Annotated in this window: 21 protein-coding genes; 13 read left to right on the forward strand and 8 right to left on the reverse strand. The window is 42.3% G+C overall.

The annotated features are described in order from the left end of the window. Nucleotides 1–37 precede the first annotated feature (37 nt). The 4 genes from JQX68_RS08155 (at nt 38) to sipT (ending at nt 4,345) form a co-directional block, all read left to right on the forward strand. A complete protein-coding gene (locus tag JQX68_RS08155; RefSeq protein ID WP_014663816.1) occupies nt 38–793 on the forward strand; it encodes a DeoR/GlpR family DNA-binding transcription regulator in 756 nt (251 codons plus the stop codon). After that, on the forward strand, nt 790–1,701 hold the full coding sequence (pfkB, locus tag JQX68_RS08160) for a 1-phosphofructokinase (protein WP_071576738.1): 912 nt from the start codon (nt 790–792) through the stop codon (nt 1,699–1,701). The genes JQX68_RS08155 and pfkB overlap by 4 nt, the downstream gene beginning before the upstream one ends. Before the next feature lie 14 nt (nt 1,702–1,715). Further along, nucleotides 1,716–3,620, forward strand: a complete 1,905-nt coding sequence (locus tag JQX68_RS08165; protein WP_147771851.1) for a PTS fructose transporter subunit IIABC — start codon at nt 1,716–1,718, stop codon at nt 3,618–3,620. Nucleotides 3,621–3,763: 143 nt separating this feature from the next. Continuing rightward, nucleotides 3,764–4,345 carry a signal peptidase I sipT gene (gene sipT, locus JQX68_RS08170; protein WP_003232348.1) on the forward strand — a complete coding sequence of 194 codons (582 nt, stop codon included), beginning with the start codon at nt 3,764–3,766 and terminating at the stop codon, nt 4,343–4,345. 34 nt (nt 4,346–4,379) lie between these two features. On the opposite strand, the gene JQX68_RS08175 is transcribed toward sipT, so the two are convergent. Further along, entirely contained in the window at nt 4,380–4,649 is a 270-nt protein-coding gene (locus JQX68_RS08175; RefSeq protein ID WP_003232345.1) for a hypothetical protein, read from the reverse strand. 180 nt (nt 4,650–4,829) lie between these two features. Here JQX68_RS08175 and JQX68_RS08180 point away from each other — a divergent pair, with 180 nt between their 5' ends. Further along, a complete protein-coding gene (locus tag JQX68_RS08180) occupies nt 4,830–6,452 on the forward strand; it encodes an ABC-F family ATP-binding cassette domain-containing protein (protein ID WP_014663819.1) in 1,623 nt (540 codons plus the stop codon). 56 nt (nt 6,453–6,508) lie between these two features. Beyond that, nucleotides 6,509–7,420, forward strand: a complete 912-nt coding sequence (locus JQX68_RS08185; RefSeq protein ID WP_147771852.1) for a ketopantoate reductase family protein — start codon at nt 6,509–6,511, stop codon at nt 7,418–7,420. 32 nt (nt 7,421–7,452) lie between these two features. Here JQX68_RS08185 and JQX68_RS08190 read toward each other — a convergent pair whose 3' ends face one another. The 3 genes from JQX68_RS08190 to mreBH all read right to left on the reverse strand — a co-directional run bounded on the left by JQX68_RS08190 (nt 7,453) and on the right by mreBH (nt 10,038). Continuing rightward, nucleotides 7,453–8,685: an aminopeptidase gene (locus JQX68_RS08190; RefSeq protein ID WP_147771853.1), complete on the reverse strand. Its 1,233-nt coding sequence runs from the start codon at nt 8,683–8,685 to the stop codon at nt 7,453–7,455. Between the two features lie 110 nt (nt 8,686–8,795). Beyond that, the gene (locus JQX68_RS08195) at nt 8,796–8,930 is read right to left on the reverse strand and encodes a protein YkpC (RefSeq protein WP_003238865.1); all 135 of its coding nucleotides are present in this window, start codon (nt 8,928–8,930) and stop codon (nt 8,796–8,798) included. 100 nt (nt 8,931–9,030) lie between these two features. Then, nucleotides 9,031–10,038, reverse strand: coding sequence for a cell shape-determining protein MreBH (gene mreBH, locus JQX68_RS08200; RefSeq protein ID WP_003245743.1), 1,008 nt, complete (start codon nt 10,036–10,038; stop codon nt 9,031–9,033). Nucleotides 10,039–10,320: 282 nt separating this feature from the next. Here mreBH and abhA point away from each other — a divergent pair, with 282 nt between their 5' ends. From abhA to ade, 5 genes are all read left to right on the forward strand, one after another. Further along, nucleotides 10,321–10,599: a transcriptional regulator AbhA gene (gene abhA / locus JQX68_RS08205; protein ID WP_014663823.1), complete on the forward strand. Its 279-nt coding sequence runs from the start codon at nt 10,321–10,323 to the stop codon at nt 10,597–10,599. A gap of 190 nt (nt 10,600–10,789) precedes the next feature. Then, on the forward strand, nt 10,790–12,076 hold the full coding sequence (gene kinC / locus JQX68_RS08210; RefSeq protein ID WP_040083258.1) for a two-component sensor histidine kinase KinC: 1,287 nt from the start codon (nt 10,790–10,792) through the stop codon (nt 12,074–12,076). Nucleotides 12,077–12,091: 15 nt separating this feature from the next. After that, entirely contained in the window at nt 12,092–12,949 is an 858-nt protein-coding gene (locus tag JQX68_RS08215) for a gamma-glutamylcyclotransferase family protein (protein ID WP_147771854.1), read from the forward strand. 31 nt (nt 12,950–12,980) lie between these two features. Continuing rightward, a complete protein-coding gene (ktrC, locus tag JQX68_RS08220; protein ID WP_003222311.1) occupies nt 12,981–13,646 on the forward strand; it encodes a Ktr system potassium transporter KtrC in 666 nt (221 codons plus the stop codon). Between the two features lie 154 nt (nt 13,647–13,800). Further along, nucleotides 13,801–15,534, forward strand: coding sequence for an adenine deaminase (gene ade, locus JQX68_RS08225; RefSeq protein WP_147771855.1), 1,734 nt, complete (start codon nt 13,801–13,803; stop codon nt 15,532–15,534). 34 nt (nt 15,535–15,568) lie between these two features. Here ade and rnjA read toward each other — a convergent pair whose 3' ends face one another. Both rnjA and rnpZA read right to left on the reverse strand, forming a co-directional pair. Further along, a complete protein-coding gene (rnjA, locus tag JQX68_RS08230) occupies nt 15,569–17,236 on the reverse strand; it encodes a ribonuclease J1 (RefSeq protein WP_003245660.1) in 1,668 nt (555 codons plus the stop codon). A 5-nt stretch (nt 17,237–17,241) separates the two neighbouring features. Further along, on the reverse strand, nt 17,242–17,451 hold the full coding sequence (rnpZA, locus tag JQX68_RS08235) for an RNA polymerase subunit omega 1 (protein ID WP_003222303.1): 210 nt from the start codon (nt 17,449–17,451) through the stop codon (nt 17,242–17,244). 385 nt (nt 17,452–17,836) lie between these two features. Between rnpZA and JQX68_RS08240 the strand changes: the two genes are divergently transcribed. Beyond that, entirely contained in the window at nt 17,837–18,610 is a 774-nt protein-coding gene (locus JQX68_RS08240) for a Cof-type HAD-IIB family hydrolase (RefSeq protein WP_069838827.1), read from the forward strand. Nucleotides 18,611–18,645: 35 nt separating this feature from the next. Here the strand turns inward: JQX68_RS08240 and def are convergent, their stop codons facing one another. Then, nucleotides 18,646–19,200, reverse strand: a complete 555-nt coding sequence (gene def / locus JQX68_RS08245) for a peptide deformylase (RefSeq protein ID WP_069149536.1) — start codon at nt 19,198–19,200, stop codon at nt 18,646–18,648. A 107-nt stretch (nt 19,201–19,307) separates the two neighbouring features. Next, entirely contained in the window at nt 19,308–19,466 is a 159-nt protein-coding gene (locus tag JQX68_RS08250; protein WP_014663830.1) for a YjcZ family sporulation protein, read from the reverse strand. Between the two features lie 211 nt (nt 19,467–19,677). Between JQX68_RS08250 and JQX68_RS08255 the strand changes: the two genes are divergently transcribed. Then, a complete protein-coding gene (locus JQX68_RS08255) occupies nt 19,678–20,349 on the forward strand; it encodes a YkyA family protein (RefSeq protein WP_134975577.1) in 672 nt (223 codons plus the stop codon). The last annotated feature ends 175 nt before the right edge of the window (nt 20,350–20,524 follow it).

The raw sequence follows: 20,524 nt of genomic DNA on the forward strand, positions 1-20,524 counted from the left end.
TATTCAAAATGAATACGTTTTCATTAGGAGGTGAAGCATGCTAACTCCTGAACGGCATCAATTGATTATTGATCAAATAGAAAAGCATGATGTGGTAAAGATTCAAGAGCTCATAAATCTGACAAATGCTTCTGAATCAACAATCAGAAGAGATTTATCGACACTTGAAGAACGCGGTTTTTTAAAGCGTGTTCATGGGGGAGCGGCCAAGCTTTCCGATATCAGACTTGAACCCGATATGCTTGAAAAATCATCCAAAAACCTTCACGACAAATTGAAGATTGCTGAAAAAGCTGCTTCTCTTTTAGAAGAAGGGGATTGCATTTACCTTGATGCAGGCACAACGACTTTGCACATGATTGATTTTATGGATAAAACCAAAGATATTGTCGTTGTCACAAACGGGGTGATGCATATCGAAGCATTAATAAGGAAAGAAATTTCTTTTTATCTGCTTGGAGGATACGTAAAGCACAGAACGGGCGCGGTTATTGGAGGCGCTTCACTGATTGCCATGGACCAGTACAGATTCGACAAGAGCTTTCTGGGGACAAACGGTGTGCATACAGAGGCTGGATTCACAACGCCGGACCCTGATGAGGCCCTTTTAAAACAGAAAGCGATCAAACAGGCAAAACACGCTTACGTCTTAGCAGACCCTTCGAAGTTCGGAGAAATTTCATTTTCGGCATTTGCCGGAATAGGCGACGCAACAATCATTACGACTGACGCTGAAGAGCTTACATTCGATAATTACCAAGAAAAAACTGTCGTAAAGGTAGTGAAACCATGATTTACACTGTAACACTTAATCCATCTGTCGATTATATTGTTCACGTTGAAGATTTTACTGTAGGAGGCCTGAATCGTTCTTCATATGATACCAAGTATCCAGGGGGCAAAGGCATCAACGTATCGAGACTGCTGAAAAGACATCATGTACCGTCTAAAGCGCTCGGATTCGTCGGCGGATTTACCGGAGAATATATCAAAACATTTTTGCGGGAAGAAAATTTGGAAACAGCTTTTTCTGAAGTAAAAGGGGATACCCGTATCAATGTAAAGCTGAAAACGGGTGATGAAACTGAAATTAACGGGCAGGGACCGACAATTTCGGATGAAGATTTCAAGGCCTTTTTAGAGCAGTTCCAATCTTTAGAAGAGGGAGACATCGTTGTTCTTGCAGGAAGTATTCCATCTTCACTTCCTCACGATACGTATGAAAAAATCGCAGAGGCCTGCAAACAGCAGAACGCACGAGTTGTTCTGGATATCTCAGGAGAGGCTCTTTTGAAAGCGACAGAAATGAAACCGTTTTTGATGAAGCCAAACCATCATGAGCTTGGAGAAATGTTCGGCACGACCATTACCTCTGTTGAGGAAGCTGTTCCTTATGGGAAGAAGCTGGTAGAACAGGGCGCTGAACATGTAATCGTTTCAATGGCAGGAGACGGAGCGCTTTTGTTTACGAACGAAGCAGTTTATTTTGCTAACGTGCCAAAGGGGAAATTGGTAAACTCAGTCGGAGCAGGAGATTCCGTTGTAGCAGGCTTCCTTGCCGGAATTTCCAAACAACTGCCGCTTGAAGAAGCATTCCGCTTAGGGGTTACTTCAGGCAGTGCTACCGCGTTCTCTGAAGAACTTGGAACAGAAGAATTTGTCCAGCAGCTTCTTCCTGAAGTTAAGGTCACACGTCTATAGAGGAGGAAACACAAGTGAAAATAACTGAGCTTTTAACAAAGCATACGATAAAGCTTAATATTGAGAGCAAAGAAAAAGAAAATGTGATTGACGAAATGGTCACTGTTCTTGATAAGGCTGGTAAGTTAAATGACCGACAAGCCTATAAAGAAGCCATTTTAAACCGCGAAAGCCAAAGCTCAACGGGTATTGGTGAAGGAATCGCTATCCCTCATGCGAAAACGGCTAGCGTTATCAACCCGGCGATCGCGTTCGGACGTTCTAAAGACGGTGTCGATTATGAATCATTAGACGGCCAGCCGGCTCACTTAGTCTTCATGATTGCGGCGACTGAAGGCGCAAACAATACTCACCTTGAAGCATTGTCAAGACTTTCCACGCTGTTAATGCGTGAAGAAATCCGCAAGCAGCTCCTTGAAGCTGAGTCAGAAGATGCCATCATCGACATTATTAATCAGCACGATAAAGATGATGACGAAGAGGAAGAGGAAGAAGAAGCGGCACCAGCACCTGCCGGAAAAGGAAAGATTTTAGCGGTTACTGCATGCCCGACAGGTATTGCCCATACATTCATGGCTGCGGATGCCCTTAAAGAAAAAGCGAAAGAGCTTGGCGTGGACATTAAGGTCGAAACAAATGGTTCAAGCGGCATTAAGCACAAGCTGACTGCCCAAGAAATTGAAGATGCACCTGCAATCATTGTCGCAGCGGACAAGCAGGTTGAAATGGAACGCTTTAAAGGTAAGCGCGTACTTCAAGTTCCTGTAACGGCAGGTATCAGACGCCCTCAGGAACTGATCGAAAAAGCGATGAACCAAGATGCCCCGATTTATCAAGGCAGCGGCGGTTCTTCAGCTTCAAACGATGAAGATGAAGCGAGAGGCAAGTCTGGAAGCGGAATCGGAAACACGTTTTATAAGCATTTGATGAGCGGTGTCAGCAACATGCTTCCGTTCGTAGTCGGCGGCGGTATCCTCGTTGCGATTTCATTCTTCTGGGGAATTCATTCTGCTGATCCAAAAGATCCTACTTACAACGCGTTTGCCGCAGCTCTTAAGTTTATCGGCGGTGACAACGCATTAGGATTAATTGTGGCTGTTCTTGCTGGATTTATCGCAATGAGTATTGCAGACCGTCCTGGTTTTGCGCCTGGTATGGTCGGCGGATTCATGGCGACTCAAGCGAATGCTGGATTCTTAGGCGGTTTAATTGCCGGATTCCTTGCCGGTTATGTCGTGATTTTACTGAAAAAAGCATTTACCTTTATCCCTCAGTCACTTGATGGATTAAAACCTGTACTGATTTATCCGCTGTTCGGTATTTTTATCACTGGCGTATTAATGCAATTTGTCATCAATACACCTGTAGCAGCATTTATGAATTTCTTAACAAACTGGCTTGAAAGCCTTGGTACTGGAAACCTAGTATTGATGGGGATTATCTTGGGCGGTATGATGGCGATCGATATGGGTGGCCCGCTTAATAAAGCAGCCTTTACGTTCGGTATCGCCATGATCGATGCAGGCAACTATGCTCCTCATGCAGCAATCATGGCCGGCGGTATGGTTCCTCCGCTTGGTATCGCACTTGCTACAACCATTTTCCGAAACAAATTCACTCAGCGTGACCGTGAAGCTGGTATTACATGCTACTTCATGGGTGCTGCTTTCGTAACAGAGGGAGCGATCCCGTTTGCTGCGGCTGATCCGCTTCGTGTCATTCCAGCTGCTGTAATCGGTGCAGCTGTTGCCGGCGGATTGACTGAATTCTTCCGTGTAACGCTTCCGGCGCCTCATGGAGGAGTATTCGTAGCTTTCATTACCAACCATCCGTTGCTTTACCTATTAAGTATCGTGATCGGTGCTGTCGTGATGGCAATTATCCTCGGTATTGTCAAAAAACCTGTTACAGAGAAATAAGAAAAAAAGCGTCCTTGATTCGAAAGGACGCTTTTTCTTATCCGACAGGCAGCGAGCGGGTTAAGTTATGTAATTTATTCTTTTTTATGATAAAGTAAAAGAAGAGAAACAACTGATATAGCAATCATCTAGGAGGAAACACTTTGACCGAGGAAAAAAATACGAATACTGAGAAAACGGCGAAGAAAAAAACCAATACGTACCTGGAATGGGGTAAAGCGATTGTCATCGCTGTTCTGCTGGCTCTCCTGATCCGTCACTTTTTGTTTGAACCGTATTTAGTTGAAGGTTCATCTATGTATCCCACATTACATGACGGAGAAAGGCTGTTTGTGAATAAAACAGTCAACTATATCGGCGAGCTGAAGCGCGGAGATATCGTTATTATCAACGGTGAGACTTCTAAAATCCATTATGTAAAAAGATTGATTGGAAAGCCTGGAGAAACCGTTCAAATGAAGGATGACACGCTTTATATAAACGGCAAAAAAGTAGCCGAGCCTTACTTGTCTAAAAACAAGAAGGAAGCAGAAAAGCTCGGTGTCAGTCTGACAGGCGACTTTGGACCGGTTAAGGTTCCGAAAGGCAAATATTTTGTCATGGGAGATAACCGGCTGAATTCTATGGACAGCCGAAACGGATTGGGACTGATTGCGGAAGATCGAATTGTCGGCACATCGAAGTTTGTCTTTTTCCCGTTTAACGAAATGCGTCAAACAAAATAAAAACGCCTTGCTGGCCTTTGGACAGCAGGCGTTTTTATTTTGAAAAAGAAGCGACCAATGCAATGCATAAAACTGTGATGAACACTGAACCGATAATGGCCAGCACACTGAAGAAAAGGTGAACCTGTTTGTTCTCTTTTCCGCGCTTTTCTAAAAGTCGTTTAGAAAAAATGTGCGAAAATATGTAAATAAGGGCTATGCCTATGTATAAGCCGATATCCTTGGCGGTAAAGCCTGTTACGGCAAGGTAAAAGCCCGTAAAAAAGATCAATAAGCAATATTCAGTAAGTGTTAAAAGCCTCAACGTGTTCCTCCATGAGAGTGTGTAATTTTCCAGGCGGATGCATTCTCTCTCTTTAATTGTAACACAGCTGGCAGGATTGGGTGTATAAGTGTTTTCTCTCTGTTTTATCAGGGAATCATTTCTCTTGCACTGTATTCATGGTATACTTTTATTGATGATAGACATGATGGAGGATAATAAATGATTGCTGTAAATAATGTAAGCTTGCGGTTTGCGGATCGTAAGTTATTTGAAGATGTTAATATTAAATTTACCCCAGGCAACTGCTATGGGTTAATTGGTGCAAATGGTGCCGGTAAATCAACGTTTCTAAAGGTGCTTTCAGGCGAAATCGAGCCTCAGACAGGCGACGTGCATATGAGTCCTGGCGAACGTCTTGCCGTCTTGAAGCAGAACCATTTTGAGTACGAAGAGTATGAAGTGCTGAAAGTGGTCATCATGGGTCACAAACGCCTGTATGAAGTCATGCAGGAGAAAGACGCTATTTACATGAAGCCTGATTTCTCAGATGAGGATGGGATTCGCGCTGCTGAGCTAGAAGGTGAATTTGCGGAACTGAACGGATGGGAAGCGGAAAGTGAAGCGGCGATCCTTTTAAAAGGTCTTGGTATCTCAGAAGACCTGCACACAAAGAAGATGGAAGATCTTGGCGGTTCGGAGAAGGTAAAAGTTCTCTTGGCACAGGCATTATTCGGCAAGCCGGATGTTCTGCTGCTCGATGAGCCGACGAACCACTTGGACCTTCAGGCAATCCAGTGGCTTGAAGAGTTTCTGATTAACTTTGAAAATACAGTTATTGTCGTATCCCATGACCGTCACTTCTTAAATAAAGTGTGTACGCACATTGCCGACCTTGATTTTAACAAAATTCAAATCTATGTCGGAAACTATGATTTCTGGTACGAGTCAAGCCAGCTGGCGTTAAAGCTTTCTCAAGAAGCGAACAAGAAAAAAGAAGAGCAGATTAAACAGCTTCAAGAGTTTGTCGCTAGATTCAGCGCCAATGCGTCTAAATCTAAGCAGGCCACATCAAGGAAGAAACTTCTCGAAAAAATCACGCTGGATGATATTAAACCGTCTTCCCGTCGCTATCCTTACGTTAACTTCACGCCGGAACGGGAAATCGGAAATGATGTTCTTCAGGTGGAAGGATTAACAAAAACGATCGATGGCGTAAAGGTGCTCGACAATGTCAGCTTCATTATGAACCGAGAAGATAAAATTGCTTTCACTGGCCGGAATGAACTTGCCGTTACTACACTGTTTAAAATCATTTCCGGGGAAATGGAAGCTGACAGCGGAACGTTTAAATGGGGTGTTACCACATCACAAGCGTATTTTCCAAAAGACAACAGCGAATATTTCGAAGGCAGTGATCTGAATCTTGTAGACTGGCTTCGCCAATATTCTCCGCACGACCAAAGTGAGAGCTTTTTACGCGGGTTCTTAGGACGCATGCTGTTCTCCGGAGAAGAAGTCCACAAAAAAGCAAATGTACTTTCCGGGGGAGAAAAGGTCCGCTGTATGCTGTCAAAAGCGATGCTTTCTGGAGCCAATATTTTAATTTTGGATGAGCCGACTAACCATTTAGACTTAGAATCCATTACAGCGCTCAATAACGGCTTAATCAGCTTTAAAGGCGCTATGCTGTTTACTTCGCATGACCATCAGTTTGTGCAGACCATTGCCAACAGAATTATAGAAATTACACCTAATGGCATCGTTGATAAGCAAATGAGCTATGACGAGTTCCTTGAAAATACTGATGTGCAGAAAAAATTGGCTGAACTATACGCGGAATAAAAAAGCAGAGATTTCTCTGCTTTTTTTGATACATCATTATGAAAGGGGACCACAACATGAAATTTTTAGTCGTCGGAGCAGGCGGAGTAGGTGGGTATATTGGCGGACGGCTTGCAGAGAAAGGAAATGATGTGACATTTCTCGTGCGCCAAAAACGAGCTCAGCAGCTTAAAGAAACCGGGCTTGTCATCCATAGTGAAAAAGGGGATGCATCATTTCAGCCCGTATTAATCAGTGCGGGAGAAACCGGGCAATTTGATGTCGTTATCATTGCTTCTAAAGCATACTCGCTTGATCAGGTGATAAACGATGTCAAGCCGTTTATCCATCAGGAATCTGTCATTATCCCTTTCTTAAACGGGTACCGCCACTATGAGCAGCTGTTCGCGGCATTTTCAAAAGAACAGGTGCTGGGCGGCCTGTGTTTTATAGAAAGTGCTTTAGACAACAGAGGAGAAATTCATCATACGAGTGCATCGCATCGTTTTGTATTTGGAGAATGGAACGGAGAGCGTACGGATCGAATAAAAGCGCTTGAAGAGGCATTTTCAAGCCTGAAGGCTGAAGTCATCATTAGCGGGCATATCGAGAAGGACATTTGGAAAAAGTATCTCTTTATTGCAGCGCAAGCGGGGATTACAACGTTATTTCAACGACCGCTTGGCCCGATTCTCGACACAGAAGGCGGACGTCACACGGCCCAAACTCTTATTGGGGAAATTGGCGCTGTTTTACGAAAAGAAGGCGTTCCGGCTGATCCGGATCTTGAGGAAGAGAGCTTTCGTACGATGACAAGCATGTCTTATCATATGAAGTCCTCCATGCTTCGGGATATGGAAAACGGCCAAACGACTGAAGGTGACCACCTGCATGGATTTTTGCTTGAAAAAGCAAAACGTTTATCTCTCGCGGCACCCGTATTAGAAACCGTTTATGCTAATCTGCAAATGTATGAAGCAGAAAAATAAAAAAAGGAGGCGAAAAGCCTCCTTTTATTTATTTAAAAAGCCCAATTTCCGTTTCGGAAAATAGGTTCTCTTTTTCCATCATCCGTAATTCCGTCAATATTCATATCCTTTGAACCGATCATAAAGTCTACGTGTGTAATGCTTTCATTTAAGCCTTCTTTGACAAGCTCTTCACGAGACATCTGCTTTCCGCCTTCAATATTAAAGGCATAGGCGCTTCCGATCGCCAAATGATTTGACGCGTTTTCATCAAACAACGTGTTATAGAAAAGAATGTTTGATTGTGATATAGGCGAATTGTAAGGAACAAGTGCCACTTCACCTAAATAGTGAGAACCTTCATCTGCTTCCACCAGTTCTTTTAAAATGTCTTCACCTTGTTCAGCTTTAATGTCGATTATACGGCCATTTTTAAACGTGAGAGTGAAATTTTCAATAATATTTCCGCCGTAGCTTAATGGTTTTGTGCTTGATACTACTCCGTCAACCCCGTCTTTTTGAGGCAGCGTGAATACTTCTTCTGTCGGCATATTAGCCATAAATTCATGGCCGCTTTCATTCACGCTTCCTGCACCTGCCCAAACATGCTTTCTAGGCAGCTTAATTGTTAAATCAGTTCCTTCTGCTTGATAATGTAAGGCAGCGTAATGTCTCTCGTTCAAATGATCAACTTTTTCATGAAGATTTTGGTCATGCTTGATCCACGCCTGAACTGGATTGTCTTCGTTTACGCGCGTCGCTTTAAAAATTTCTTCCCACAGAAGGTGAATGGCTTCCTCCTTTGATTTTCCAGGAAACACCTTCTGAGCCCAGCCCTCTGATGCCGCACCTACGACAGTCCAGCTGACTTTGTCTGATTGAATATATTGTCTGTATGTATGTAATGCTTTGCCTGCTGCTTTTTGGAATGCCGCAATCCGTTTGGAATCTACACCCTTTAGCAAGTCTGGGTTTGACGACACAACAGAAATGAAAGCAGCTCCATTTTTGGCAAGCTCTTCTCTGCCTTTTGCTTCCCATTCAGGATATTCTTCAAATGCCTCAAACGGCGCAAGCTCGTATTTTAATTTGGCGACTTCGTCATCTTGCCAATTCACTGTGACGTTTTTTGCACCCTTTTCATATGCGTGTTTTACAATTAAGCGCACAAAATCCCGGACGTCTGTTGAAGCATTTACGACTACATGCTGGCCTTTTTGGACATTTACACCGACTTCTACTGCCAGTTGTGCATATGTATTTAACTTCTGTGAAAATGAATCCATAAACCATTCCTCCTCAAGCTTTTTTCTCATCATATCAAATATGATCCTATAAAGGAAAGAAGGAGGCCAAAGTGAAAAACCCAAAACGACATGTCTTGGGTTTTTCAATACTATGGATGATTCAGTTTTACAGTGCCGCCTGCAGGCGAATGGGGCATATTTGCCAAAGAAATGCTCATGCCCCCAAGAATAATTCCGCTTAAAATGGCTGCGATCGCTACTCTTCTTCCTAAATCTCTTAGCATCGGTTTCCTCCTTAACGTTTCTCCATTTCCCACAATATGAAGGAAGTGAGGAAAAAAGAAGCAAGAAATTTGCCGCGTATGAGATTTATGCGGGGGAAGACTATTTAATTGCCTTTTGCAGCTTATCAATCACTTCTAAAGAACGGCCTGTGCCGATTGCTACAGATTCAAGCGGGTTTTGCGCCACGTGTACAGGCACGACAATCTCTTCTGTAAGCCATTCTTTAATTCCATTAAGAAGCGCGCCGCCTCCTGTTAAAATAACGCCGCGGTCGACAATATCTCCGCTTAATTCAGGCGGGCAGTCCTCAAGTGTCGCTCTGATGGCTTCAAGAATATGCAGGAGAGATTCGCGCATTGCATCTTGAATTTCGTTGGATTGAAGCATAATGGTTTTTGGAAGGCCTGTCACGAGGTCGCGTCCCCGAATTTCCATTGCCTCAGGTATATGTTCAATCAGAGCATGGCCGATTTCCATTTTTACCTGCTCAGCCGTACGTTCGCCGATCAGTAAATTGTATTTTTTCCGGACGAAAGAAACGATATCCTCATCAAGCTGGTCTCCGCCGATTCTAATAGAATGGCAGGAAACAACGCCACCGAAGGAAATGATAGCGACTTCTGTCGTCCCTCCGCCGATATCTACGACCACATTGGCAACCGGCTCGTCAACCGGTAAATCCGCTCCGATGGCGGCTGCTACTGGCTCTTCGATTAAATGAACGTTTTTCGCGCCGCAATTTTTCACCGCATCACTGATGGCACGGCGCTCTACCGCTGTTGAGCCTGACGGTGTGCAAACGACTACGTTCGGCTTTCTGAACGACATGCCGATGCTTTTTGCGGCTTTTTTCATAATGTGCTTTAGCAGATCAGTTGTCATATCATAGTCTGCGATCACGCCATCTTTCATCGGTCTGACAGCCACAATTTTTCCCGGTGTTTTACCGATCATGTTTTTGGCGTCAGCTCCGATTGCAAGCACTGCTTTTGTCGTTGTATCCACTGCGACAACAGATGGTTCATTTAGGATAATCCCTTTATTTTTGCTGTAAACAAGTATATTAGCAGTTCCTAAGTCAATCCCAATTTCAGTTGATTGAAACATGTTTTCACCCAATCTCTATCCTAATTTAATATGATTCTACATTTAAAGTTTCTCAGAAATACTGCGATTTTTGGGGGTGTGTGTCGGTAAAGAAATGTTTTTGTAAAAAATCAAGGAGCTGTGTAACAGAAGTAATACATTTTTCGGTTTTATGGAAAAAATATCTTGTGATTCTTATAGAAAGCGGGAAACTTTTTTTGAGTTTCATTCGTCTACGATATATTGAGGTGCATCCTTAAACATTACATGAGAAAAGAAACATTTAAAGGAAGAAGGGTTTTTATGAAATCAATAGGTGTTGTGAGAAAAGTAGATGAATTAGGCCGCATTGTTATGCCGATAGAGTTAAGACGGGCACTGGATATTGCCATAAAAGACAGCATTGAGTTTTTTGTTGACGGAGATAAAATTATCTTGAAAAAGTACAAACCTCATGGCGTTTGTTTAATGACTGGAGAAATCACTTCAGAAAATAAAGATTACGGCAACGGCAAAATTACGCTAAGCCCTGAGGGTGCACAGCTGCTTCTCGAAGAAATTCAAGCCGCTTTAAAAGAATAAAATTATGTTGAAAAAGGCGGAGCGATATCATCTCCGCCTTTTTTGCGTGCCAATTTTTGATTACCGCCGCCTAAGATAAGACATCAAGAATATTTGGTAATGAATGATTTGGGATACTTTACATATTTTACTCAATTATTTGTCGAAGAATGGTACAATAAGTAGAGAAACACAAGCGGCAGGTGGTCATATGAGAAAATATCAAGCTCGTATCATTTCCATCATTTTGGCAATGATTTTTATAATGTTTTGGGATTATTTATTTTATTTTATAGGCAAAAACCCGATTAATTGGCCTGTTGATATTGTGTATACTGCAGTCACGCTGGTGAGTGTCTGGATGCTGGCTTATTATATTGATGAGAAACAGCAGCTGGTTAAGAAAATGAAGGATAACGAATGGAAGTATAAGCAGCTTTCTGAAGAAAAAAATCGTATCATGGATAATTTGCAGGAAATCGTATTTCAAACGAATGCAAAAGGCGAAATTACATATTTAAACCAAGCGTGGGCATCAATAACCGGCTTTTCAATCAGTGAATGTATGGGAACGATGTATAATGATTACTTCATAAAAGAAAAGCACGTAGCGGACCACATTAACACACAAATCCAAAACAAGGCGTCTTCTGGCATGTTTACGGCAAAATACGTGACAAAGAACGGCACGATTTTTTGGGGAGAAGTTCATTATAAACTTTACTATGACCGGGATGACCAATTTACAGGCAGCCTGGGTACAATGTCAGATATCACTGAGCGGAAAGAGGCTGAAGATGAGCTCATTGAGATTAATGAACGGCTGGCGAGGGAATCCCAGAAACTATCAATCACAAGTGAACTTGCCGCCGGTATTGCTCATGAGGTCAGAAACCCTTTAACATCTGTCAGCGGTTTCCTCCAGATTATGAAAACACAATATCCGGACAGAAAAGACTATTTTGACATCATCTTTTCAGAGATTAAAAGAATCGATTTAGTTCTCAGCGAGCTGTTGCTGCTTGCAAAACCGCAGGCGATTACATTCAAAACGCACCAGCTTAATGAGATTTTGAAACAAGTCACGACATTGCTTGATACCAATGCTATTCTGTCCAATATCGTCATAGAGAAACATTTCAAAGAGACAGATGGCTGCATGATTAACGGGGACGAGAATCAGCTAAAGCAGGTTTTTATCAATATCATTAAAAACGGAATTGAGGCAATGCCACAGGGCGGTGTCGTAACCATTTCAACTGCAAAAACCGCCTCTCATGCAGTGATAAGCGTAAAGGATGAAGGAAGCGGTATGCCGCAGGAAAAACTGAAGCAGATTGGCAAACCTTTTTATTCCACAAAAGAAAAGGGTACCGGATTGGGACTTCCCATTTGTTTGAGAATCTTGAAGGAACATGACGGGGAATTGAAAATCGAAAGCGAAGCTGGAAAAGGCAGTGTCTTTCAAGTGGTTTTGCCTTTAAAATCAGACAGCTGAGAGGAGAAAAATAAAATGAACTCGCTTCTGTTTGTATACGGGACACTAAGAAAGCATGAAAAAAACCATCATTTGATGGCACAATCGGCATGTATCAATGAGCAGGCCAGAACAAAGGGAAGTATGTTTGCTGCCAAAGAGGGGCCCACAGCCGTTTTAAATGGTGAAGGCTATATATACGGCGAAGTATATGAAGCAGACGAATTGTGTATACATAAGCTTGATCAATTTTTTCAAGGATTTCATAAACAAATGGTGTTTGTAGAAACGGATGTCGGGATTAAAAATGCGCTTATTTATTTTATGAACAAAGACGAGTGTGCCGGTTTTACGAAAATAAGCATTGGCGACTGGAAAGAACATCAGATGATCAGCAAATCGAAAAATCCCGTTTATTATTTTGCCTATGGATCATGCATGGATCATGCCCGCTTTCAAAAGGCGGGAGTCAGTCACTATTTTCAAGATCCAGTGGGAAGAGCTGTTTTAAAAGGATACACAACCCGCTTCACGTTAAAAAGAGAAGACGGCTCAAGAGCGGATATGCTGGAAGACGGAGGAATAACAGAAGGCGTTTTATATCGGATCCCTTATTCTGCTCTCTCCTATCTATATAAAAGGGAGGGCGTTGAATCACTTACGTATCGGCCGGCATTTGTGGACGTTGAAGCAGGCGGAAGACACTATACAGACTGCTTAACCTTTCTCGTTCTCAAAAAAGAAGCGGAAACTGCTCCGCCTCAGCACTATCAGATTGAAATTGAACGCGGGGCGGAGCTGTATTTGTCGCCTGAGTTTACTGAAAAGCTTAAGCAGCATATGAATTCGCTGCCAAAGGATAACACTGTAACAAAAGATTATGATAAAATTTGATCAATATGATGTTATATAAAGGAGCACCACTATGAAAAAAGAATTTGCGGTAATTGGGCTGGGCCGTTTTGGCGGCAGTATTTGCAAAGCATTAAGCGAAGAAGGCGTCGAGGTTATGGCAATGGATATCGATGAAGATAAAGTCAACGAGTATGCCAAGATAGCATCTCACGCCGTTATCGGTGATTCAACAGACGAATCTGTCCTGAAAAATTTAGGCCTGCGAAATTTTGACCACGTGATTGTAGCCATCGGGGAAAATATTCAAGCGAGTATTTTAACAACACTCATTCTGAAAGAACTCGGCGTTCATACGATTACAGTTAAAGCACAGAACGATTATCACGAAAAAGTGCTGTCTAAAATTGGTGCGGATCACATTGTCCACCCGGAACGCGATATGGCAAAACGAATTGCACATAATATCGTGTCCAACAATGTACTTGACTATTTGGAGCTGTCTGAAGAGCATAGTCTTGTTGAAATCGTAGCTAACAGCCGCCTGGCTGGAAATACACTTCTTGACTTAGATATTCGTGCAAAATACGGTATTAACATTGTAGCCATTAAAAGGGGCAAGGAAGTCATCGTATCACCGCTTGCAACCGAGGTCATCCACCAAGAAGATATACTTATTGTTATTGGGTCAGTCACAGACATCTCCCGTTTTGAAAAAAGAGTTCTTCATACAAAATAGCAGTAAAAAAAACCGTCCACAGAGGGCGGTTTTAATATTATCAGAATATAACAACTTTAATGAACCGAGCGTCAATTTCTTAATATTTTATTGACTAAGCATAGGCGATCCGATAGCATATTGTACCATATAATAAAAAAGAGGAGGGGCCTATTTGAATAAAGAAGCGCTAGTCAATAGGCTGAATGCTTCAGCCCGAAGACAAAAAGCTGATATCGTCATTAAGAACGGAAAAATGATGGACGTATATAATCAAGAGTGGATATATGAAGATATTGCGATTACAGATGGGGTTATTGTAGGCCTTGGCGACTATGAAGGCGAAAATATTATTGATGCAGAGGGACAAATGATTGCTCCGGGTTTTATTGATGGGCATGTACATATTGAGTCATCAATGGTTACACCGATAGAGTTTGCTAAAGCAGTATTGCCTCATGGCGTGACGACCGTTGTTACAGACCCGCATGAGATCGCGAATGTGTCTGGGGAAAAAGGGATTGCGTTTATGCTTGAACAAGCTCGGCATACACCGCTGAACATTTATTTTATGCTTCCTTCCAGTGTGCCTGCCGCAAGTTTTGAGCGATCAGGCGCAATTCTCAAAGCTGCCGATCTCAAGCCTTTTTATGAAGAAGAAGAAGTATTAGGGCTGGCTGAAGTTATGGATTATGTGTCGGTTCAGCAGGCTGAAGAAGATATGGTTCAGAAACTGCTTGATGCACGTGTTGCAGGAAAACGGATAGACGGCCATTTAGCCGGTTTATCAACAGACCTCATTAACATTTATAGAACCGCATTTGTTTCAAACGATCATGAAGTAACATCGAAGGAAGAAGCTCTTGATCGTATCAGAAGGGGCATGTATGTCATGATGCGTGAGGGTTCAGTCGCAAAAAATACTCTCAATGTGCTGCCGGCGGTGAATGAAAAGAACGCACGCCGTTTCTTTTTCTGTACAGATGATAAGCATGTGGATGATTTGCTGTCAGAGGGAAGTGTGAATCATCAGGTGAAAATGGCGATTCAAGCCGGTCTTGATCCGTTTATAGCTTATCAATTAGGAAGCCTCAATGCAGCCGAATGCTACGGACTAGATACAAAGGGAGCGATTGCCCCGGGTTTTGACGCTGACTTGCTCTTTGTATCTGATCTGGAAAATGTCATTGTCACAAGGACGATGATAAAAGGACAGACTGTTGCTGAAGACAGCAAAGCAGTCTATCAGGAGCATGCTTCAACTGCAGCATCAGAACCGGCACTGCTTGATTCAGTTAAGCTTGCTGCTCCTCTTAACAAACAGGATTTTCTTATGCCAATTGATTCAGAGCAGCAGCTCAATGTCATTCAAATCATTCCAAACCAGCTTGAAACACGATTAGTACATGTTCCGGCTTCTGGTGCCCGCAACTTTGAGCCTGACACTGAGCTCGATTTGTTAAAGATTGCAGTTGTTGAGCGGCATAAAGGATTAAAAGAAATCGGGCTCGGTGTTGTGAAAGGATTTGGATTCAAGAGCGGAGCAATCGCCACAACCATTTCACACGACTCCCATAATATTATTGCCGTCGGAACGAATGATGAGGATATCGCGGCGGCAGTAAATAAGCTGCAGGAAATTGGCGGAGGATTAACGATTATAAAAAATGGGGAAGAGCTCCATTCAGTACCGCTGCCGATTGCAGGGTTATTATCCGACCAATCCGCGGAGCAAGTGAATCAAAGCTTGCTGACGCTGCATGATCAATTGTCGTTAGTCGGTTTCACAGGCGGATTTAATCCATTTTTGACATTGTCGTTTTTAGCTTTGCCTGTTATTCCTGATATCAAAATGACGACAACAGGATTATTTGATGTAAAAGCATTTCAACATATATCACTGCAATAAAAAAGATGCACTCCTAAGTGAGTGCATCTTTTTTTCAAACCTCCATAATGATCGGCAGGATCATCGGACGGCGCTTTGTTTTTTCGTACAAGAAAGGTGCAAGAGTGTCTGTAATCTCGTTTTTGATTTCAGACCATTGAGTCGTTTTTCGTTCCATGACTTTTTGTAAGTGATTTGAAATGAGCTCTTGAGCGTCGTTGATCAAGTCGCCAGATTCTCTCATGTATACAAATCCTCTGGAAATCAAATCAGGACCCGCTGAAATCTTGAAGTCGTCCATGTCAATGCTGACAACAACGATGACAAGGCCTTCTTCAGAGAGAATTCTGCGATCACGAAGTACGATATTGCCAATATCACCGATACCGCTTCCGTCAATGTATACTGAACCGGACGGGATTTTTCCTGCAACCGAAGCCTCATCGCCTTTAAGCGCTAATACTTCACCGTTATCCATGATAAAGCAGTTTTCCTCTGGGATGCCGCAATCTGTTGCAAGCTTGACATGCATCTTTTGCATTCTGTACTCACCGTGAATCGGCATGAAGAATTTAGGCTTGATTAAACGAAGCATCAGCTTCTGTTCTTCCTGTCCGCCGTGACCAGATGTATGGATATCGTTTAGAGGGCCGTGAATAACCTCAGCACCCGCACGATACAGCTGGTTGATCGTCCGACTCACACTGATTGTGTTGCCTGGGATAGGGGATGAAGAAAATACGACTGTATCCCCAGGATTGATTGAAATTTGGCGGTGTGTGCCATTTGCAATTCTTGATAACGCCGCCATTGGTTCCCCTTGGCTTCCTGTACATAAAATCGTTACTTTATTAGCAGGCATACGATTGATTTCGTTATGCTCAATAAACGTATTTTTAGGACAGTTAATATAACCGAGTGTCTGTCCAATTTCGATAGCCGATTCCATACTGCGTCCAAATACGGCAACTTTTCTTCCATTTTGTACAGCAGCCTCGATTACCTGCTGCAAGCGGTGAATATTCGACGCAAATGTAGCGAAGATAATTCGGCCGTCCACCTTGCGGAAAATGTCATGAATGCTTTCTCCTACACGGCGCTCAGACATGGTGAACTCAGGGTTTTCACTGTTTGTGCTGTCTGAAAGAAGGCATAAAACGCCTTCTTTTCCGATTTCGGCCATTTTCGTTAAGTTTGCTGGCTCTCCGACTGGAGTAAAGTCGAATTTGAAATCCCCAGTATGTACGATGTTTCCAGGTGGCGTTTTTACAACAATGCCGTAGGAATCCGGAATACTGTGTGTCGTTCTGAAGAATGACACGGCCGTTTTGCGGAACTTTACGATATCATCCTCGCCGATAATGTTTAGTTTCGTTTGTCTTAATAATCCATGCTCTTCAAGTTTATTCCGAAGTAAGCCGATCGCGAGTTTTCCGCCGTATACAGGAATATTCACTTGTCTGAGCAGGTATGGAATACCGCCGATGTGGTCTTCGTGACCGTGGGTGATAAAAAGCCCTTTAATTTTATCTTCGTTTTTGACTAAATACGTATAATCAGGGATAACGTAGTCAATTCCGAGCAGTTCGTCCTCGGGAAACTTGATCCCCGCATCAATCAGCACAATTTCATCTTGGAATTGCACCGCGTACGTATTTTTACCGATTTCGCCCAAACCTCCGAGGGCGAAAACAGCAGTCTGATCATTTTTTACAAATTTCATACCGCTCATAACTCCAATACTTTAAAATTTTCGCTCTGTTGTTCATATTCTAAGAATGCACCATCCACAGGTGTAATAAACTCAATATTAAATTTCTTTTCTTTCAGCTTTGTTCTGACGTCACGCTCAGATACGCCTTCAATATAAAGTGAATCTGTCTTTTCCCGTACAGGTACTTCGTCAGCCTTTTCTTGATAAAATACCTTATAAATCATTCCAAATCTCTCCTTAAATGCCGTATGTTAGACTCGCTCATTCTATTATATTCGAAAACGGAATATAAGGAAAGCCTTGAGCAAAATAAGGACCTCTCAAAAAGTGAAAGATCCCTTGTCAGGCAATGGCTTTCTTGCGGAGCATTCCGTTCCATTGTCTTCTGAGTTTCTTTCTTAATTTACGCAGCATTAGCCAGTCCCTCCTTTAATAAAAAATTTGTCCCAGAGTTCTTTTATACTAATAGTATACGGAGATTAAGGAAGACTTTTCGTGGTTATTAATGGAATTTAATATGATTTTTGAACGAAATTGTTTGCTGAATGACAAACTTTTTGTATGATGAGGGTGGGAATTGCAGAACTAGACGATAAAGGGGAAGTTGCGATGGATTCAAAATTAATCTTTTTTGATATTGACGGCACGTTATATGATCATGATAAGAATATACCGGAAAGTACGAGAAAAACCGTGGCGGAGCTGCAGCGCCAAGGGCATCATGTGTTTATTGCCAGCGGTCGGTCGCCGTTTATGGTTAAGCCGATTTTGGAGGAGCTTGGGATCAACTCATTTATTTCCTACAATGGACAGTATGTTGTCTTTGAAAATCAAGTGATTTATAAAAATCCGCTGCCTGAAGATGCAATCAGACGATTATTAAAACAGGCGGGGAAAGACAAACATCCTGTTGTGTTTATGGCTGAAGACACGATGAAAGCCACAGTTGCGGATCACCCTCATATTCTCGAGGGAATCGGCAGCCTTAAAACCGATTATCCGGAGACCGATGACCTTTTTTATGAAGGAAAAGAAATTTTTCAGCTTCTTTTATTCTGTCAGGATGAAGAAGAAAAAGCTTATGCCGCTTTTCCTGAGTTTGATCTAGTGCGCTGGCATGAGCTATCGACTGATGTTTTGCCTCACGGAGGCTCGAAGGCAGAAGGGATCAAAAAAGTCATCGAGCGTCTTCCGTTTGATGTCGGAGATACATATGCTTTCGGCGACGGATTAAATGATCTGCAAATGATTGAATATGTTGGAACAGGCGTTGCTATGGGAAATGCTGTTCCTGAATTGAAGGAAATCGCGGACTTTGTAACAAAGCCGGTGGACGAGGATGGAATTGCATACGCTGTCAAAGAATTGGGCCTTTTAAAATAAAGAAACGGCTGGCATTGTGCCAGCCGTTTTTTCTTTTAGCGTTCAATTGCGATTGCATTTTCAGGCTCTTGAAAAGGATTTTCCTTATCAATATGATCATAGAACATAACGCCGTTCAAATGATCGATCTCATGCTGAAACACAATAGCCGGAAACCCTTTTAAACGAATATCAATGTTTTCGCCTTCTAGTGTTGTTCCTTTTACTCTGATGCGAGCATAGCGGGGAACATAACCGGGAATCGCTTCATCCACAGACAGGCAGCCCTCGCCGCTTGTTAAGTAGCTTTTTTCAACTGAATGGCTGACGATCTTAGGATTAAACAGTGCATAACTGTACAACTTGCCGGAAGCATCTTCCGCATGAACGGCGATCATTCGTTTTTTGATATTAATTTGAGGAGCTGCGAGTCCTACGCCAGGGCGCAGCTTGTATTTTTCGGCTAATTCCGGATTTTGGCTGTTTTTAACAAATTCGATCATGTCGGCCAGCTGCTGTTTTTCTGCATCAGTTGGAGGCAGCTCAACTGGTTCTGCAGTCTCTCTGAGGGCTGGATGGCCGTCACGTACGATGTTTTCCATAGTAATCAAGAAACTCACTCCTAAAGCTTAATATGTAAATTATATCGGATTTCTTCACAAAGGTGCAACGAACGAATGACCAGCCGTATATGGCTGGTCAAGTTCATGCTGTGTGGTTAGCAACAGCCTCCGCCTAAATAAGCAGCTCCGACAATGATTAACAGAATGAATAAAACAACGATTAGCGCAAAGGTGCGGCCGTAGCCATATCCGTAGCCACCATATCCGTAACCACCATAACCGCAGCAGCCTCCGCCGAAACCATATCCATACATATTACATAACCTCCTCTTTTAATTACGCCAGAGCCTTATTAAGTAGGCATAGCGTCTACTATAACCTATGTAAAAACTAAAAAGTTGTATGGTCATCTGTCCTGATTTTTCACTTTTTGATTTAATTTCAGTATGCATTTATACAGCACAGCTATTGCCAAATGTCCCCATGGATTCTATAGTAGAAATTGTCAAGATTGGGGGATTCAACGTGATAGACGCAATAAAACGGCGGCCTGTAATAATGATTGGAGCTTTTTGTTCTATGCTACTGATATTAACAGGATGCATGGAGCAGGACCCGGTTGATTCACTTCATCATTCATTAGAAAAAGCCGCAGAGTCGGAAAAACCGTTTCAAGAAGAACAAAAAACACTCAAAGAATTAGAGGCAAAAGAAAATCAGCTTTACGATAGTGTGATGAAGCTCAATATGGATGATTATAAAAAAATTGTAGCTTTATCTAATGAGGCGCTTGAAAATGTCAGCAAGCGCGAAGAACATCTGAAGCTTGAAAATGACAGCATGAAAAAATCGGAATCGGAATTTGAAGAAGCAAAAACGTCAGCAGAACATATTAAGGAAAAAGACATAAAAGAAAAGGCCTATGCCGCAGCAAACCACATGGAGAAAAGGTATACATCATATGGCTCCATGTATGAAGAGTATCAAAAAGCGCTTAAGCTTAATAAAAAGCTGTATATGCAGCTAAAAAACAAAGACTTGACAAGAGATGATCTGGATCAGCAGATCGATAAAGTTAATGTTTCTTATGAAAAGATCCATAAATATAACGGAGAATTTAATGTGCAAACGCAAAAATATAATAAAGCCCGTGAAGATTTATATGATGCTGCAGGCTATCATGTGAAAAAGAGCTGACTCGATCAGCTCTTTTTTTAAATAAATGCGATGCAGATTTTGTTCAAAATTTTCATTTCTATTGTAGTACAGCATAGTGAGGTATACTAGTACAGTTTTGGGTGCAGTTGACATCTGTTTTTTCAATGAAAATGTAAAGCGAATACATTTATTGAAAATCAGCGATGAAAACGAT

The organism is Bacillus sp. LJBS06 (assembly GCF_016924995.1).
In the GTDB taxonomy this organism is placed as follows: Bacteria; Bacillota; Bacilli; order Bacillales; family Bacillaceae; genus Bacillus; species Bacillus stercoris.